The organism is Polynucleobacter sp. AP-Sving-400A-A2 (genome assembly GCF_018688155.1).
Classification (GTDB): Bacteria; Pseudomonadota; Gammaproteobacteria; order Burkholderiales; family Burkholderiaceae; genus Polynucleobacter.
Map to the genome: position 1 here is coordinate 99,006 of NZ_CP061312.1, position 15,603 is coordinate 114,608.

Consider the following 15,603-nt stretch of genomic DNA (forward strand, 5'->3'; position numbering starts at 1 on the left):
TTTAAGCGCTAGCTAAAATTTCTTTCAGGGCGGCAATTAATTCATTCGTTTGATCATCGGTGCCGATAGTGATACGCAGAAATTCTTCGATGCGTGGTGACTTGAAGTGGCGCACAATCATTCCACGATCGCGTAAAGATTGATAGAGCTTTGCTCCAGCATGTTTCGGATGGCGTGTAAAAATAAAGTTCGCTGTTGATGGTAAGGTATCAAAGCCTAATGAAGTTAATTCAGAAACTAAGCGTTCGCGAGTTTGAATTACTTTTTTACTCGTCGATTCTAAATGGGCTTGATCTTGTATTGCGGCAATTGCTCCCACTTGAGCCAAGCGACCTAGTGGGTAAGAGTTAAAACTATTTTTTACACGCTCAAGGCCTTCAATGAGGGCAGGATGCCCCACTGCAAACCCAACGCGAAGTCCTGCTAGGGCGCGAGACTTAGATAAAGTGTGTACGACTAAGAGGTTTTCTGGGCAAGCACTTCCGCCAAGCAGGGGAATACAAGACTCAGTGCCGTAATCCACGTAGGCCTCATCGATCACCACTACGGAATCTGTATTTCTGCTAAGTAGGGCTTCGATATCTGAACGGGGGATAGCTCGACCGGTTGGTGCATTGGGATTGGGGAAAATAATTCCGCCATTAGGAGTTTTGAGGCCCTGGGTTTGGATCTCAAAATTAGAACCTAGGGCCACTGTTTGGTAGTCAATGCCAAATAACTTGCAATAGACCGGGTAGAAGCTATAGGTGATATCTGGAAATTGGACTGGTTTAGCTTGTTTCAGTAGGCCTAAAAATATGTGAGCCAGAACCTCATCGGAGCCATTGCCCAAAAACACCTGCTTTGGGTCCAGACCATGTAAATCGGCAATGGCTTGTTTAAGAGCCGCTCCTTCAGGGTCTGGATAAAGTCTTAAATCATCGGTATTTTGCTGACTTATGGCTGCTAGGGCCTTAGGGGATGGGCCATAAGGGCTCTCATTCGTATTGAGCTTTACCAGCCGCGCCATCTGCGGTTGCTCCCCAGGAACATAAGGGGTGAGGGTCTGAACAACGGGGCTCCAAAAGCGGCTCATGAGGGACTCTAGTCAAAAATTAGCAAAAGTGAATAAATGCTAGCAATCAAAATCAGCATTTATATCTGTATTAGGAATGATATTATGAGGCTTCAATCAACACTTCGCCTCGCGGCGCACTGAAGCATGCGGCAAGCCGACGTTACCCGAAACACTTCGGAAACCAAAATTCAAATTGCCATCAATTTAGATGGCACAGGTAAAGCCGAGCTAGCCTCTGGCGTACCCTTCCTGGACCACATGTTGGATCAAATTGCCCGTCACGGCATGATTGACCTCAAAGTAGTCGCAAATGGAGATACCCATATTGATGATCACCACACCGTTGAGGATGTGGGCATTACTTTGGGTCAAGCATTTGCTAAGGCGGTTGGTGATAAGGCAGGTATTACCCGCTACGGCCACTCCTACGTTCCTTTGGATGAAACCCTTTCTCGCGTAGTGATCGACTTTTCTGGTCGTCCAGGGCTCGAGTTCAACGTGCCATTTACCCGTGCACGCGTGGGTGACTTTGACGTGGATCTCAGCATCGAGTTCTTCCGTGGGTTTGTAAACCATGCCGGAGTGACTCTGCATATCGATAACTTACGTGGCATTAATGCTCATCACCAAATTGAAACTGTGTTCAAGGCCTTTGGTCGTGCATTGCGTATGGCTTTAGAGATTGATCCACGCGCATTCGGTGTTGTTCCTTCTACTAAGGGCAGTCTCTAATCTAGAAAATTTCTAGCGTTGAGTAGAAGACTGTCAAAAAACCACAGATCATAGGCTAACAAGTGGCGCAAACCATTGCGATCGTTGACTACGGAATGGGTAACCTGCGTTCCGTCTATCAGGCCTTTCATCATGTGGCGCCTGATGCCAACGTTCTGATTGCGCAAACTCCTGAGGAAATCCTCAGCGCAGAGCGGGTGGTCCTTCCAGGTCAGGGTGCTATGCCTGATTGCATGAAACATCTAGAAGAGTCGGGTTTATTGGAAGCCTTGCTTGATGCCGCAAAAAATAAGCCTTTATTAGGTGTTTGCGTAGGTGAGCAGATGCTGTTTGATCAAAGTGCTGAAGTACGGGCAAATTCCGGTGCGGCCTGGACTCCTTGTTTGGGTTTGATTCCGGGTGAGGTGCGGCGTTTTGAATTGGCTGGAAAATTACAGCCTGATGGTTCCGCCTATAAGGTTCCCCATATGGGCTGGAATCAGGTTCGTCAGGATCGCCAGCATCCGCTTTGGAACGGCATTCCGGATTTGACCAGTTTTTATTTTGTGCATAGTTATTTTGTTGTGCCGCAGCGTAAGGAAGATGTTGCCGGCTCAACAGAATATGGCGATTGGTTTACTTCTGCTGTTGCAAGGGATAATATTTTTGCAACACAATTTCATCCAGAAAAAAGTGCAGAATACGGATTAAAGCTCTACAAAAATTTTGTTTCTTGGCAACCTTAATACTTCTCTAATCTACCGCTATGCTGCTCATTCCCGCGATTGACTTAAAAGATGGCCACTGTGTTCGACTTGAACAAGGTGACATGGATAAAGCCACTGTGTTTTCTGAAGATCCAGGCGCAATGGCTGCGCATTGGATTAGTAAGGGGGCGCGTCGTTTACATCTGGTCGATTTGAATGGCGCATTTGCTGGCAAGTTGAAGAATGAGTCTGCGATTAAATCCATTCTTAAAGCGGTAGGCGATGAGATTCCAGTTCAGCTGGGTGGCGGTATTCGTGATCTCGAAACGATTGAGCGCTTATTAGACGACGGAATTAGTACGGTGATTATTGGTACTGCAGCGGTTAAGAGTCCTGGCTTTGTGCAAGATGCTTGCACTGCTTTTCCTGGTCACATCATGGTGGGCTTAGATGCGCGCGATGGCAAAGTAGCCACAGATGGCTGGAGCAAGATTACGGGCCATGAAGTGATTGACCTTGCTAAGAAATTTGAAGATTACGGTGTTGAAGCCATCATCTATACCGACATTGGCCGCGATGGCATGATGAAGGGCATCAATATGGATGCCACGATTAAATTGGCCCAAGCTATTCGGATTCCGGTAATTGCTAGCGGTGGTTTATCAAATAACCAAGATATTGAAGCCCTGTGTGAAGCTGAAGCTGAAGGCGTTATGGGTGTCATTGCTGGGCGCTCAATTTACGCTGGTGATTTAGATTTAACTGCAGCGCAAAAATATGCGGATGATTTAACGCTCAAGTTCGCTAAGAAAATTATCTAAAGTGCCGACCAGTGCTAACTAAAAGAATTATTCCTTGCCTTGATGTCACGGCAGGGCGTGTTGTTAAAGGCGTGAACTTTGTTGGCCTGCGTGATGCGGGCGATCCGGTGGAGATTGCCAAGCGCTACAACACTCAAGGTGCTGATGAGCTGACCTTCTTAGACATTACTGCCACCTCTGATGGCCGTGATCTGATACTGCATATTATTGAAGATGTTGCCTCCCAAGTATTTATTCCTTTGACTGTGGGCGGTGGCGTGCGTGCAGTAGCGGATGTGCGTCGTTTACTCAATGCGGGTGCTGATAAGGTCAGCATGAACTCTTCTGCAGTGGCCAATCCAGATTTAGTTTCTGATACGGCTGCGTATTACGGTTCACAGTGCATCGTAGTAGCCATTGATGCTAAAAAAACTGAAGCGGGTAATTGGGAAGTTTTTACCCATGGCGGCAGAACTGCCACCGGCATGGATGTAGTTGCATGGGCTTCTGAAGTTGCCAAACGTGGCGCTGGAGAAATTCTGCTCACCAGCATGAATCGCGATGGTAGTAAAGATGGTTTTGATCTAGAGCTAACTGCAGCAGTAAGTGATGCGGTAAGTGTTCCAGTGATCGCATCTGGTGGTGTTGGTAACTTACAGCACTTAGTAGATGGCATTACCAAAGGCCATGCCGATGCAGTTTTGGCAGCAAGCATTTTTCATTATGGTGAATACACTGTAGGCCAGGCAAAAGAATATATGGCGAGCCAAGGCATCCCTGTTCGTATTTGAGTCCAGATAGATCCACTAAGAAAATAATCCTAAGATGACCATCAAAAATACCTTTACTCCAATTGAGTCCCTAGAGGCGGGAGCATGGCTTGATACCGTTACTTGGAATGAGCAAGGTCTGGTTCCAGTAATTGCTCAGGAAGTCGGTAGTAAAGATATCTTGATGATGGCCTGGATGAACCGGGATGCGCTATTGGCAACACTGCGCTTGGGCGAGGCAGTGTATTGGACCCGCTCAAGGCAAAAGCTATGGCATAAGGGTGAAGAATCTGGCCACACCCAAAAGGTAAAAGAAATCCGTCTCGATTGTGATGGCGACACCATTTTGCTCATGGTTGAGCAAAAAGACGGTATTGCTTGCCATACTGGCGAGCACAGCTGTTTCTTTTTGCGATGGGATTCTGGTAAGTCTGTCTGGGTAGATGAGTCTAAGGGTCAAAATTAAGACCCTAAGAGTCTCTACGGCAATAAAAGACATAAAATCACTTTATGACTAGTCCAGCACAAAACCCTACTAATTTAGATTCCGCTTTGGCTCATTTGGCCGATGTGGTGGATCAGCGACGTGATGCGTTCAAGGCTGGAGAGGCAGATCCCAAGACTTCTTATACTGCTTTACTCTTTTCGAAGGGTGATGATGGGATTTTGAAGAAAATTGGTGAAGAGGCTACTGAAGCGGTGATGGCGGCTAAGGATGCGCGTAACTCCAATCTAGGGCCTGAACAGCAAAAGCTCTTAGTGGGCGAGATGGCTGATCTTTGGTTCCACTGCTTAATTGCACTCTCCCAGTTTGGCTTGCGTCCAGAAGATGTGATTGCTGAGTTAGAGCGCCGTCTCGGTACTTCAGGCATTGAAGAAAAAGCCGCCAGAAAAGCGGCCAATAAGGAGTAATTGATGTCACATGACCCTAATTGCCTTTTTTGTAAGATTTCCCAGGGATTGATCCCATCTCAGAAGGTCTATGAAGATGAAGAAATCTATGCTTTTAAAGATATCAACCCAGCCGCACCCATACACTTTTTGATGATTCCTAAAAAACATATTCCCATGCTGGAGTCTGCAGAAGTGGCAGATGCGCCATTGCTAGGTAGAATGATGGAATTAGCACCGCGTCTAGCCAAAGAGCAGGGTTGCCGTCCTGGAAAAGATGGCGGCTTTAGAGTAGTGGTGAACAATGGTGCAGATGGTGGGCAAGAGGTTTATCACTTGCATTTGCATGTGATGGGCGGGCCGCGCCCCTGGAAAAAATAGTCCGAGGAGATTAAAAATGGGTTCATTTAGTATTTGGCATTGGTTGATTGTTTTGGTAATCGTGATGTTGGTATTTGGTACCAAAAAATTGCGCAATATCGGCACAGACTTAGGTGGCGCTGTTAAAGGTTTCAAAGACGGCATGAAAACGCCTGAGGGAACTGAAGAGTCGCAAGATAAAGCCAAGGAACAAATTCAGACTGCTGCCACATCACCAGAGAAAACTGTGGATGTTCAGGCAAAAGATATCAACAAATAATTGTTGATAGAAATAATGCGCAGCTGTAATGATTGATCTCGGAGTTTCAAAGCTTGCACTCATTGCAGTAGTTGCATTGATAGTGGTTGGTCCAGAACGTCTCCCTAAAATCGCCCGCATGGCAGGTAATTTGTTTGGACGTGCTCAACGCTATATGGCAGATGTTAAGTCTGAAGTTAGCCGACAGATGGATGTAGAGGAGTTCAAGAAACTCCGTGAAGAAAGCGTCTCCGCCTTTAAAGATGTTGAGAACTCACTTCAATCTACTGTTCAGGAGGCGGGCGCTAATCTAAGCGATCAGGCTGACATCTTTGAAAATAGTTTTACCAGAGCACCTCTTGATGAAAAAGAGGTGCTTAGCAAGTCAATCCGTCAAGGACGCAAGAGTTGGGGTGTGAGACGTGCAGCCAGACCAGTTTGGTTTAAGCATTCCACTGGGATGCGCACAAGAGTTCAATCTGGTGCTGCTCGCATGAAACGTTTTCACCATAGCGCTATTAAGTAAGCAATAAATAATAAAAATTACAAGAATATAAATATCCGCGCATGACTGAAAAAAATTCAACAGAAGATTCCGGCTTACAAGAATCCTTCTTGTCTCATTTATTTGAGTTACGTGATCGTATTATTAAGTCTGCGTTAGCCATCATTGGAGTTTTCGTATGCCTCGTGTACTGGGCGCCGGATATTTTCCATTTATTTTCACAACCGCTACTGGACTCCTTGCCCTCGGGCGGAAAAATGATTGTGACGGATATCACGGGATCATTCTTTGTGCCGATGAAGGTCACCATGTTGGTAGCTTTTATAATTGCATTGCCCGTAGTGATGTATCAATTATGGGCTTTCATAGCGCCGGGGCTGTATCAACATGAGCGCAATCTGATTGTGCCTTTGGTGGTCAGTAGCTATAGCCTCTTTATCTTTGGTATGGCATTTGCCTATTTCTTAGTATTTCCGACAGTGTTTGAGTTCATGGCTAGCTATAACGCTCCCTTGGGCGCTGAGATGTCAACGGATATTGATAAGTACCTCAGTTTTGCGATGAATACCTTCCTAGCTTTTGGACTTACTTTTGAAGTGCCCGTTGTGGTTGTGGTTTTAGTGCGCATGGGCATGGTTCCTTTAGAAAAGCTCAGAGAGATTCGCCCCTATGTCATTGTGGGTGCATTTGTGATCTCTGCCGTGGTTACGCCACCCGACGTTCTATCACAATTGCTACTAGCAATTCCGATGACTCTGCTTTATGAGTTAGGGTTACTAATAGCCCGCTTTTATGTACCAAAACCAACAGACGATGATGCTGATACAAGTACAAAGCCAGATACTCAAGCCACGGCTTGATCTTGTCCGAAGGTGTTAGTAAGCCATTCCGTTACCCGATCAAATCGATAACGCCTTTGTCTTAGATTCCCCTCCAAGTCTTTATCGCTGTTCGTAAAAACCTTTCCTGCTGCAAGCAACGATCGGCGCTGCTGAGTGGTATCAATCTGAATTAATCTAGGTAGTATTTTTGGTAGCTCATGGCGAATATCGACAACGACACAATGTTCATGTTGGAGTTCACCGACTTCACACAGCAATAACTCTGCCTTGCTCAAGTTAAATTGATTGGCAACAATGAGTCGGTGACATAGCAAGATCCACTCCTCACCCAATTGATGTTCTGCATGGTGGTTCAAGGCTTTTTCTGCATGCAATGCTAAGTGATGCCAATCATTGTTTTTGGGGCTAGAAACATTCTCTAGAACCTTGCTTAGTAATTCTGTTGCTTCAGGTACACCTTGTTGATGAGCTTGCCAAATCCAATAAGAGGCTTGAAGTCCGCGCACCTTCTCTTCTACTTTTTCACGTTTGCGCCAAAGGGTCGCGCCTCTTCTGAACTGAGCCAAAGGATGGCCTAAATCAGCTGCGCGATCAAAACACCGATCACTTTCACTGGCGTTGTATCCAGAGAATTGGGGGCGACGATAAATCTCACCAAGTGCAAACCAGGCATCCCGATCACCATCTTTTGCAGCAAGCCCTAACCAGTAAGCCGCCTTCTTAAGAGAGGCATTCGATTTGACGCCGCCAGCCCCAATCGAATCTTTCGTATCAGCATCAACCTCATTCAATTGAGCTAGACGTAAACCCAAGGTGAGTTTTGCAATCGTCAGACCGAGTTCTGCTGCCTGTACAAGTGCACCTTCATTCTTTTCTGAAAGCCAAGTGCTCCACAGGGAGGAGAGTGCCTCGTCCTTAGGTTGGAGCTTGATCAAAAGCTCTTTAGCTAAATTGGTGAAGGGTGTATCTGATTCTGCTAGCTGAAGAAGAAATTCTTTCGCAGTTTTTTGTAGGGCGGATATATCGAGATCACTTTCCTGCTTTAAGAGCCACTCAGAAAGCTCTACTTGAAGCGCTTTTTTACTAGGGTCAAGGAGTAGTTCAGCAAGCTGCCATTGCGCAGCATTGCTTACATCGATATCTGCTTTAGCTAGCCTCCAGAAAGATTCCCAGCCAAAAGAAAAGGCTGGTGAGTTAAAGGTGAGTCCCAGTGGAACTAAGGATATTTGCTTCAAAATTCCCAGCATTTCTGGGGAGGATGTGTCTAGCCCAGGAATTTCAGTAGAGCCTGAACTGGAATCGTTAACTACTTGATTTTTAATGGATAAATAGGATTTTTCTAGCCAAATCAATGCATTCGCCGGCTGAATTGGCGTTTTCAATGCCCCCGTTAAATAGGCAGAGGCTAAGTTTTGTTGTGCGGATACGTCACCTAATCGAGCAGATTGAAGGATTTTTAAGAATTCACGGCTTGCCATATGACAATTTTGGCACCTTAAACCCTAAAAAGACAGGAATCCAAGCCCTTGTTGCCCTGATACAACGAAGAAAGCCAAAAAACTGCCTTTCCACAAGCAAAAACAGCCGCTAAATACCCTTACCCCCAACCTAGGAGGGCAATGCAAGCAAAATTCACAGGTCCCAAATTTATTTGGGCATTACTTTCAATTTATGGAGATTTAAAGAATGAAAAAATCGCTACTAGCAGTTGCAGCAATCGGCGCATTTGCGTCAGCAGCTCAAGCTCAGTCATCGGTGACTGTTTACGGTATTTTGGATGTTGGTTTCCAAGGCGTGACTACACGTGTTGGTTCAGCTAAAACAAACGTTACTAAGTTTAACGGCGAAGGTGCAGAAACTACTTCCCGTTTAGGTTTTAAAGGGACTGAAGATTTAGGCGGAGGCATGTCTGCTTTCTTCACAGCTGAATTTGCTTTAGTACCTACCGATGTAGATTTGTCCGGTGACAAAAACACTGGCTTGGCTAACCGTCAAACATTTGTTGGTTTGAAGAAAAATGGCATTGGAGCTGTAGCATTGGGTACTCAGTACACCCCAGTTCATTTGGCTGTTGGCCGCACAGATCCAGGTCAGCAAAATAATATGTTGGGTAACGTAATCTATGCACAAGGTGGTGGCAGCGGCAACGGTCAAACAACTACAGCCTACACAACACGCTACAACAATGCCTTGACATTGCAAACTGAGAATTATGCTGGTTTTTCAGCATATGGTATCTACAACAATAACAACTCAAACGCTAACAACCCAAGTACCACACAAGCAGTAACTAATAATGAAGCTTTGGGTCTTGGCATCAACTATGTTTGGCAAAAGTTGATCGTTGATTTGGCTGTTAACTCATCAAAGCAGCAGACAATCACAGGTACTACCAACACGGCAGCTGCATTGCCTCCAACTTCAGCGGCTATCGGCGTAATTGGTAACCAGTTAGGTACTTCGATCGGCACCATGACTACCTATGCTGGCGCAACTTACGACTTCGGTATCCTGAAAGCCTATGCTCAGTACATCAACACTAAGTACACGTCTAACTTAGATTCAAATGCTTATGTTACCCGCGCTGCTCAGCAGGTAGGTGTTCGTTCATTTGTAACTCCAACAATTGAGGCGTTTGGTTCTGTTGGTAACGGTCAATTTACCGCTGGAAGCGCTGCAGCTATTGTTACTGCTGGAACACGTGCTACACAAGACTTTACTGGCTATCAGTTAGGTGCTAATTACTGGTTGAGCAAGCGTACAAATATGTATGCAATTTTCGGCTCAACACAAGTATCTACTTCAAGCGTTACTGCCTCTGAAGGTGGCTCAAGCTACGGTCTTGGCCTACGTCACACTTTCTAATTTGATACTAGCGTAAGCTAGTTAAATTAGTGCTGTAACAGACTAACTCACTGTGGAAACACAGTGAGTTTTTTTATCATCTGTTTATGTAAATATTTTAGAGCCTAGTTAGGTTGCAAAATATAGGTTGTTGTTGACGATATTTTTTAGCTAATATGATCTGGTTGAAATCCTGCTAGATATCCCCCATGCATCTTTATGAATGCAGCCTCAAGATTTTTAGTAAAGCATGGGGTATTAAATAGTGGGGTAGTCTGGCGGTTATTGACCAGCTTAGATTTGATAGCCGTAAGTTTTTTAGGGTTCATAGCCAGCTCTATTGCTAATGCTTCATATTCATTTTCGCTATAAGTAATAAGCTCAGCTAACCCAATTGCATTTAATAGACTTGCAGCCACTCGACTGGCAAAGGAGTCCCCAATCAAACTCAGAACTGGTAATCCAGTCCACAGTGCATCACTTGCAGTTGTATGTGCGTTATACGGCCATGTATCAAGAAACAAATCAGCCTGATGGTGACGAGCCAAATGCTCTGCTAGAGGCATCTCCTTGCCAAAAACAAGTCTGTTTGCAGAAATTCCGTAATTTAGGGCCTCTCTTTTAAGATTCTTAACTGCCCAAGGATTATCTTGAAATAGCCACAGAATGCTACCCTCCACTGAGTGTAATATTCTCATCCAGGAAGCAAAGGTATCGGGTAATATCTTGTAATTATTATTAAAACAACAAAAGACAAAGCCCTGTTCTGGTAAGCCCAGCTCGTGCTTTGTAAATTTGTGATTCGAAATGACCCTCTTCCTATCATTCACTTGATAACTTCCGGGCAAATAGACAACTTTTTCAGTGTATGAGTTTTGCAACTCAGGGGGAATTACGGTTTGGTCGCCAATGATGTAGTCAATGTATTCAGCCCCCATAGTTCCAGGATAGCCAAGATAGTTTGCCTGAATTGGCGCAGCTCGATAAGAAAAGATACCAGCTCTAGAGTCTTCGGTAAAACCTTTTAAATCAATAGCGATGTCGATATTTAAGTCTCTACTTAATTTAGCTATTTCAATATCTGTCTTGTCACCAACTTCAATAAACTGGTCGAATGAGTTTCTTAGTCTTTGGCGCATCTCATCGCTTGTCAAAGGACCAAATGAGAAAGCAGTCAACTCGAATTGATTTTTATCATGCAGCTCAAAAAGCTCCGCCATCAAATGCCCTGTAGCATGATTATGAAAATCTGCTGAAAAGTAACCCAATTTGATCTTATGATTTTTTGGGTGCTTAATAATTGGGCCTAGTACTGGGTTTAATGGATGCGTTGACTGAATATAGATTTCAGAAGATCTTTTATGCATCAAGGTATCGTCATTTAAAGCAAGTAGCAAAAAAGGATTTGCAACTTTCTCAGATGCCATCACTCTTGTGGATATGTTGTTTAGAGATTCTGCTAGATCTGACCAAGAGCATATCTTCATCTTTGTGTGAATTAAAAATCCAGGTAGCCAATCAATATCAGGCCTTAAGCTCAGAGCTTTTTCAAAATGAGCGATGGCCTCGTTATAACGCCTCAGTTCGCTTAAGGCATTCCCTTTGTTGGACCAGGCTTCAGCATAGTCAGGCTTTAAGCTCAGAGCTTTTTCAAAATGAGCGATGGCCTCGTCATAACGCCTCAGTTCGCTTAAGGCATTCCCTTTGTTGGACCAGGCTTCAGCATAGTCAAGCTTTAAGCTGAGGGCATGATCGCATGCCTGGGAAGCCTCAAGGAACCTTTTTAATTTATTAAGGGGCACGCTCATATTCGACCATGCCTCGTGATAGTTGGGATTGAGCTTAATTGCGTCGTGATATGCGCCGAGTGACTCCTGTTGAAAATTCAAATGATTTAGCGCAATACCTAAATTACACCAAGCCTCTGGAATATCGGCCCTAATTTGAATTGCTTTTTCTAGGACTTCTATAGCTAAGGAAAATTTTTTAATATCGATATAAGTTGAGCCCTTATTAATAAGGGCCTCAACAAAGTCGGGCTGAATTTTGAGGGCCGATTCATAAGCCTCTATTGCAAGTATGTGATTACCCCGTAACGAGTAAATGAGGCCTAGGTTATAGGGAATTCTCGCATCTGCATTTTTATAAATCTGCAAAGAGTCGAGGATAGTTAATGCCTCAATAAATTTGCCAGAGTTTGCATAAGCTATGCCCAACTCAAAAATAATATCAGCACTATTGATGTCGTCTTGTAATGCTCCTTTTAAGATTGATTCTGCAAGATCAGGCTTACAATTAGTAAAGGCTTGCATAGATTTTTGAAGCATTAATTGAAGTGCAGGGTTCGAAGTATTCATTGCCTCAGTCGTAAGTTCCCCTCTTCAATACATTCAAATGAATATGAATTCTAAAAAATACTAAGAGAAGTTATTTTTTTAAACTATCGCGGATTTCTCTAAGAAGTACTATATATTCGGGTGTAGGTGGAGCTGGTGTCGCATCAATAGTGCGTACTCTGTTGACAATTTTCACCATTTGGAAGATCACAAAAGCCAGAAGGATGAAGTTAATGGAGATGGTGATGAAGTTGCCATAGGCGAAAAGAGGTACTCCGGCCTTTTTAAGGGCGTCAAAGGTCCTAGGAGCACCCGGGGGCATGTTGCCCAAGACTAAAAATAGGTTGGTAAAGTCGATATGGCCACCCAAAAGGGTAGAAATCACAGGCATCACGATGTCATTGACTAGAGAGTCCACAATCTTCCCAAAAGCCCCGCCAATGATCACCCCAACCGCTAAATCAATTACATTGCCCTTGACCGCAAAGTCGCGAAATTCTTTTAAAACAGCCATAAATGCCTTTCATTTTGCTTGGATCGGGATTAACTCAAAATTAACCCCATAACTTTGATGCACCCTCCATTTTTACTTTAAAATCTCACATTTAAGTATTTTTACCTATAAATGCTCTTTTCGAGGAATTTTGTAAATGAGTGACAAGCCCAGTATGGATAAGGATCGCCGTAATTGGTTGATCGCTACTTCCGCGGTCGGTGGTGTTGGTGCAGCCGCGGCCCTTTACCCTTTTGTGGACAGTTTTCAGCCTTCTGAGCGCGCTAAAGCAGCTGGAGCTGCTGTTGAGATCGATATCTCTGGTATGCAGCCTGATGAAATGCGTATGGTTGAGTGGCGCGGTAAGCCAGTTTGGGTGGTACGCCGTACTCCTGAGCAAGTTGCCGAGCTTTCCAAGATTGATGCAGAGCTCGCAGACCCTGATTCTTTAAGGGATCCAGCTCAATTTACCCCTCCTTATGCCCAGAATCAATGGCGCTCAATTAAGCCTGAATACATGGTTGTGGTTGGTATTTGCACCCATTTAGGGTGCTCCCCTACGCCTAAGTTTGAAGCAGGCGCTCAACCTTCTTTGCCAAATACATGGCAGGGTGGTTTCCTCTGCCCATGTCATGGCTCAACCTTTGATATGGCCGGCCGTGTATTTAAGAACAAACCAGCCCCAGACAATATGGAAGTGCCGCCGCACATGTATTTGAGCGACACCAAAATTCTGGTCGGTGAAGATAAGAAGGCCTAAGGAGAAATAAATGGCATTTCACGAAAAAGAAGTCCCCGCAAACGCATCTGCAGCAGTGAAGATGATGGCTTGGGTTGATTCGCGTCTACCTGTCACTGAAGCCTTCAAGCGTCATATGAGCGAGTACTACGCCCCTAAAAACCTGAACTTCTTCTATATTTTTGGTGCGCTAGCGATTGTAGTTTTAGCGATTCAGATCATTACCGGTATTTTCTTGACCATGAACTACAAGCCAGATGCAGCCAAGGCATTTGAGTCTGTTGAATATATCATGCGCGAAGTGCCCTTCGGTTGGGTCATTCGGTATATGCATTCCACCGGAGCTTCGATGTTCTTCGTAGTGGTCTATATGCATATGTTCCGTGGTTTGATCTACGGCTCCTATCGCAAGCCACGTGAACTCATTTGGATCTTCGGGTGCGCGATTTTCTTGGCCTTAATGGGTGAGGCATTCTTTGGTTACCTACTCCCATGGGGTCAGATGTCCTATTGGGGCGCGCAAGTGATCGTGAACTTATTCTCTGCGATCCCATTGATTGGCCCAGACCTATCCCTGTGGCTACGTGGCGACTATGTAGTTGGTGATGCAACACTCAATCGCTTCTTCGCATTCCACGTGATTGCTATTCCATTAGTATTAATTGGATTAGTTGCGGCACACATTCTGGCATTGCATGAAGTGGGCTCAAATAACCCAGATGGAATTGAGATCAAAAATACGGTTGATGAAAAAGGGATTCCTTTAGATGGAATTCCTTTCCATCCTTTTTATAGTGTTCATGACATTATGTATTTGGGCGGCTTCTTAATCATCTTTGCTTCGATCGTTTTCTTTGCGCCAGAGATGGGTGGTTATTTCTTGGAAGCGAATAACTTCATTCCAGCAAACCCGTTTGTCACGCCAACGCATATTGCGCCAGTTTGGTACTTCACACCGTTCTATTCGATGTTGCGTGCTACTACGACAAACTTCCTACTACCGTTGTGGATTTTCTTGGCAGTAATTTTAGGAATGTTTGCTCTACAGTCTAAGAGCATCAAAGTAAAAGGCGCTTGCGCAATCATTGCAATAGTTTTGGCTGCTAGTTTCTATGCGCTTGACGCAAAGTTTTGGGGTGTTGTGATCATGGGTGGTTCTGTTGTGATCCTGTTCTTCTTGCCTTGGTTAGATCACTCTCCAGTGAAATCGATTCGTTATCGCCCCCAATTCCATAAATACATTTATGGAACCTTCATCGTGACCTTTGTGGTTTTGGGTTACTTGGGTATCGAGCCACCTTCACCTTTGTACGAAAAGATTTCTCAGATTTGCACTATTTATTATCTGGGCTTCTTCTTGGCGATGCCGTTCTGGAGCAAGCTTGGTACGTTCAAGCAAGTTCCAACTCGCGTTACTTTTAAGCCCCATTAATTCAGACACCCGAGAAATTAGGAACTAGTATGAAACGAATTTTGCACACTGTGATGGGCTTCTGTCAGGCAACTATATTGATTACCGCCCTTGGTTTTGGTTTAGCTGCACATGCAAGTGAGGGCGGCTTCCCATTGGAGACTGCACCAAATCGCGTTAGCAATAATGCTTCTTTGCAAAACGGTGCCAAGATATTTGTGAACTATTGCTTGAACTGTCACTCCGCTACAAGCGTACGTTACAACCGTATGCGTGATATTGGTCTGACAGATCAAGAAATCAAAGATAACTTGATTTTGACTGACGCTAAAGTGGGTGATTTGATGACTATTTCAATGTCATCTAAAGATGGAAAGGCTTACTTTGGTAAGACTCCGCCAGATTTATCTGTTGAGGCACGTGCACGCGGTACCGACTGGCTCTACACCTACTTCCGTACTTTCTACAAAGACGACACTACTCAAACTGGGTGGAATAACTTGGTGTATCCGAACGTTGGTATGCCGCATGTTCTGTGGCAGTTGCAAGGTGAGCGCGCTGCAAAGTTTGAAGAGCGCCCAGATCCACACGATGCAAGCCGTGTAGAGAAAAAGTTTGTTGGATTTGAGCAGTTAACTCCAGGAACAATGAAGTCACAAGAGTACGACGACAACATTGCCGACCTAGTTGCCTTCATGTCATGGATGGCTGAGCCGGTGCAACTCGAGCGTAAGCGTTTGGGTGTGATCGTATTAATTTTCTTGGCAATTTTCACGCTGGTAGCTTCGCGTTTAAATAAGGCTTACTGGAAAGACATTCACTAAGCCAAGGTTTTTAAGAGTTAAAGTCGCAGTTGTTTGTGCGTTTGTTGTATTGAA

The 15,603-nt window shown here is 44.6% G+C and carries 18 protein-coding genes; 14 read left to right on the forward strand and 4 right to left on the reverse strand.

The genetic code is table 11. From position 1 onward, the window contains the following. Position 1 precedes the first annotated feature (1 nt). The gene (hisC, locus tag C2758_RS00570) at positions 2–1,075 is read right to left on the reverse strand and encodes a histidinol-phosphate transaminase (protein ID WP_215328405.1); all 1,074 of its coding nucleotides are present in this window, start codon (positions 1,073–1,075) and stop codon (positions 2–4) included. 126 nt (positions 1,076–1,201) lie between these two features. Between hisC and hisB the strand changes: the two genes are divergently transcribed. The 10 genes from hisB (at position 1,202) to tatC (ending at position 6,920) form a co-directional block, all read left to right on the forward strand. Beyond that, positions 1,202–1,789 (forward strand): imidazoleglycerol-phosphate dehydratase HisB, encoded by a 588-nt coding sequence (gene hisB, locus C2758_RS00575; RefSeq protein WP_215328407.1) that lies wholly within the window; start codon positions 1,202–1,204, stop codon positions 1,787–1,789. Positions 1,790–1,851: 62 nt separating this feature from the next. Continuing rightward, positions 1,852–2,514 (forward strand): imidazole glycerol phosphate synthase subunit HisH, encoded by a 663-nt coding sequence (gene hisH / locus C2758_RS00580; RefSeq protein WP_215328409.1) that lies wholly within the window; start codon positions 1,852–1,854, stop codon positions 2,512–2,514. Between the two features lie 20 nt (positions 2,515–2,534). Further along, positions 2,535–3,296: a 1-(5-phosphoribosyl)-5-[(5-phosphoribosylamino)methylideneamino]imidazole-4-carboxamide isomerase gene (gene hisA / locus C2758_RS00585; RefSeq protein ID WP_215328410.1), complete on the forward strand. Its 762-nt coding sequence runs from the start codon at positions 2,535–2,537 to the stop codon at positions 3,294–3,296. 11 nt (positions 3,297–3,307) lie between these two features. Further along, a complete protein-coding gene (hisF, locus tag C2758_RS00590; protein WP_215328413.1) occupies positions 3,308–4,066 on the forward strand; it encodes an imidazole glycerol phosphate synthase subunit HisF in 759 nt (252 codons plus the stop codon). A 34-nt stretch (positions 4,067–4,100) separates the two neighbouring features. Then, on the forward strand, positions 4,101–4,511 hold the full coding sequence (hisI, locus tag C2758_RS00595) for a phosphoribosyl-AMP cyclohydrolase (protein WP_215328416.1): 411 nt from the start codon (positions 4,101–4,103) through the stop codon (positions 4,509–4,511). Between the two features lie 44 nt (positions 4,512–4,555). Next, positions 4,556–4,957 carry a phosphoribosyl-ATP diphosphatase gene (locus C2758_RS00600; protein ID WP_215328417.1) on the forward strand — a complete coding sequence of 134 codons (402 nt, stop codon included), beginning with the start codon at positions 4,556–4,558 and terminating at the stop codon, positions 4,955–4,957. Between the two features lie 3 nt (positions 4,958–4,960). Further along, positions 4,961–5,317, forward strand: a complete 357-nt coding sequence (locus C2758_RS00605; RefSeq protein ID WP_215328419.1) for a histidine triad nucleotide-binding protein — start codon at positions 4,961–4,963, stop codon at positions 5,315–5,317. A gap of 16 nt (positions 5,318–5,333) precedes the next feature. Further along, positions 5,334–5,576, forward strand: a complete 243-nt coding sequence (gene tatA, locus C2758_RS00610; RefSeq protein WP_215328421.1) for a Sec-independent protein translocase subunit TatA — start codon at positions 5,334–5,336, stop codon at positions 5,574–5,576. Positions 5,577–5,604: 28 nt separating this feature from the next. Then, positions 5,605–6,081: a Sec-independent protein translocase protein TatB gene (gene tatB, locus C2758_RS00615; protein ID WP_215328426.1), complete on the forward strand. Its 477-nt coding sequence runs from the start codon at positions 5,605–5,607 to the stop codon at positions 6,079–6,081. Positions 6,082–6,122: 41 nt separating this feature from the next. Beyond that, positions 6,123–6,920 carry a twin-arginine translocase subunit TatC gene (gene tatC, locus C2758_RS00620; protein WP_215328428.1) on the forward strand — a complete coding sequence of 266 codons (798 nt, stop codon included), beginning with the start codon at positions 6,123–6,125 and terminating at the stop codon, positions 6,918–6,920. Here the strand turns inward: tatC and C2758_RS00625 are convergent. Next, positions 6,905–8,380, reverse strand: a complete 1,476-nt coding sequence (locus C2758_RS00625) for a tetratricopeptide repeat protein (RefSeq protein ID WP_215328429.1) — start codon at positions 8,378–8,380, stop codon at positions 6,905–6,907. The two genes, tatC and C2758_RS00625, sit on opposite strands and share 16 nt — an antisense overlap. 208 nt (positions 8,381–8,588) lie before the next feature. On the opposite strand from C2758_RS00625, the gene C2758_RS00630 reads away from it, so the two are divergent. Then, a complete protein-coding gene (locus C2758_RS00630) occupies positions 8,589–9,767 on the forward strand; it encodes a porin (RefSeq protein ID WP_215328430.1) in 1,179 nt (392 codons plus the stop codon). A 146-nt stretch (positions 9,768–9,913) separates the two neighbouring features. Here C2758_RS00630 and C2758_RS00635 read toward each other — a convergent pair whose 3' ends face one another. Beyond that, positions 9,914–12,103: a tetratricopeptide repeat protein gene (locus C2758_RS00635; RefSeq protein WP_215328431.1), complete on the reverse strand. Its 2,190-nt coding sequence runs from the start codon at positions 12,101–12,103 to the stop codon at positions 9,914–9,916. 70 nt (positions 12,104–12,173) lie between these two features. Continuing rightward, positions 12,174–12,596, reverse strand: a complete 423-nt coding sequence (gene mscL, locus C2758_RS00640) for a large conductance mechanosensitive channel protein MscL (RefSeq protein ID WP_215328433.1) — start codon at positions 12,594–12,596, stop codon at positions 12,174–12,176. Between the two features lie 136 nt (positions 12,597–12,732). Here mscL and petA point away from each other — a divergent pair, with 136 nt between their 5' ends. From petA to C2758_RS00655, 3 genes are read left to right on the forward strand one after another with little or no spacing between them, the layout of a single operon-like run. Continuing rightward, the gene (gene petA / locus C2758_RS00645; protein ID WP_046329429.1) at positions 12,733–13,335 is read left to right on the forward strand and encodes a ubiquinol-cytochrome c reductase iron-sulfur subunit; all 603 of its coding nucleotides are present in this window, start codon (positions 12,733–12,735) and stop codon (positions 13,333–13,335) included. A gap of 10 nt (positions 13,336–13,345) precedes the next feature. Beyond that, on the forward strand, positions 13,346–14,746 hold the full coding sequence (locus C2758_RS00650) for a cytochrome bc complex cytochrome b subunit (protein WP_215328434.1): 1,401 nt from the start codon (positions 13,346–13,348) through the stop codon (positions 14,744–14,746). 29 nt (positions 14,747–14,775) lie between these two features. Next, on the forward strand, positions 14,776–15,549 hold the full coding sequence (locus C2758_RS00655; RefSeq protein WP_215328435.1) for a cytochrome c1: 774 nt from the start codon (positions 14,776–14,778) through the stop codon (positions 15,547–15,549). The last annotated feature ends 54 nt before the right edge of the window (positions 15,550–15,603 follow it).

What these genes read in the sequence shown, in the direction of transcription:
- mscL (WP_215328433.1), bottom strand. Translation starts at nt 12,596, where the DNA reads ATGGCTGTTTTAAAAGAATTTCGCGACTTTGCGGTCAAGGGCAATGTA.
- hisC (WP_215328405.1), bottom strand. Translation starts at nt 1,075, where the DNA reads ATGAGCCGCTTTTGGAGCCCCGTTGTTCAGACCCTCACCCCTTATGTT.
- petA (WP_046329429.1), top strand. Translation starts at nt 12,733, where the DNA reads ATGAGTGACAAGCCCAGTATGGATAAGGATCGCCGTAATTGGTTGATC.
- tatB (WP_215328426.1), top strand. Translation starts at nt 5,605, where the DNA reads ATGATTGATCTCGGAGTTTCAAAGCTTGCACTCATTGCAGTAGTTGCA.
- C2758_RS00605 (WP_215328419.1), top strand. Translation starts at nt 4,961, where the DNA reads ATGTCACATGACCCTAATTGCCTTTTTTGTAAGATTTCCCAGGGATTG.
- tatC (WP_215328428.1), top strand. Translation starts at nt 6,123, where the DNA reads ATGACTGAAAAAAATTCAACAGAAGATTCCGGCTTACAAGAATCCTTC.
- hisI (WP_215328416.1), top strand. Translation starts at nt 4,101, where the DNA reads ATGACCATCAAAAATACCTTTACTCCAATTGAGTCCCTAGAGGCGGGA.
- tatA (WP_215328421.1), top strand. Translation starts at nt 5,334, where the DNA reads ATGGGTTCATTTAGTATTTGGCATTGGTTGATTGTTTTGGTAATCGTG.
- hisB (WP_215328407.1), top strand. Translation starts at nt 1,202, where the DNA reads ATGCGGCAAGCCGACGTTACCCGAAACACTTCGGAAACCAAAATTCAA.
- C2758_RS00655 (WP_215328435.1), top strand. Translation starts at nt 14,776, where the DNA reads ATGAAACGAATTTTGCACACTGTGATGGGCTTCTGTCAGGCAACTATA.
- C2758_RS00625 (WP_215328429.1), bottom strand. Translation starts at nt 8,380, where the DNA reads ATGGCAAGCCGTGAATTCTTAAAAATCCTTCAATCTGCTCGATTAGGT.
- C2758_RS00635 (WP_215328431.1), bottom strand. Translation starts at nt 12,103, where the DNA reads ATGAATACTTCGAACCCTGCACTTCAATTAATGCTTCAAAAATCTATG.
- hisA (WP_215328410.1), top strand. Translation starts at nt 2,535, where the DNA reads ATGCTGCTCATTCCCGCGATTGACTTAAAAGATGGCCACTGTGTTCGA.
- C2758_RS00650 (WP_215328434.1), top strand. Translation starts at nt 13,346, where the DNA reads ATGGCATTTCACGAAAAAGAAGTCCCCGCAAACGCATCTGCAGCAGTG.
- C2758_RS00630 (WP_215328430.1), top strand. Translation starts at nt 8,589, where the DNA reads ATGAAAAAATCGCTACTAGCAGTTGCAGCAATCGGCGCATTTGCGTCA.
- C2758_RS00600 (WP_215328417.1), top strand. Translation starts at nt 4,556, where the DNA reads ATGACTAGTCCAGCACAAAACCCTACTAATTTAGATTCCGCTTTGGCT.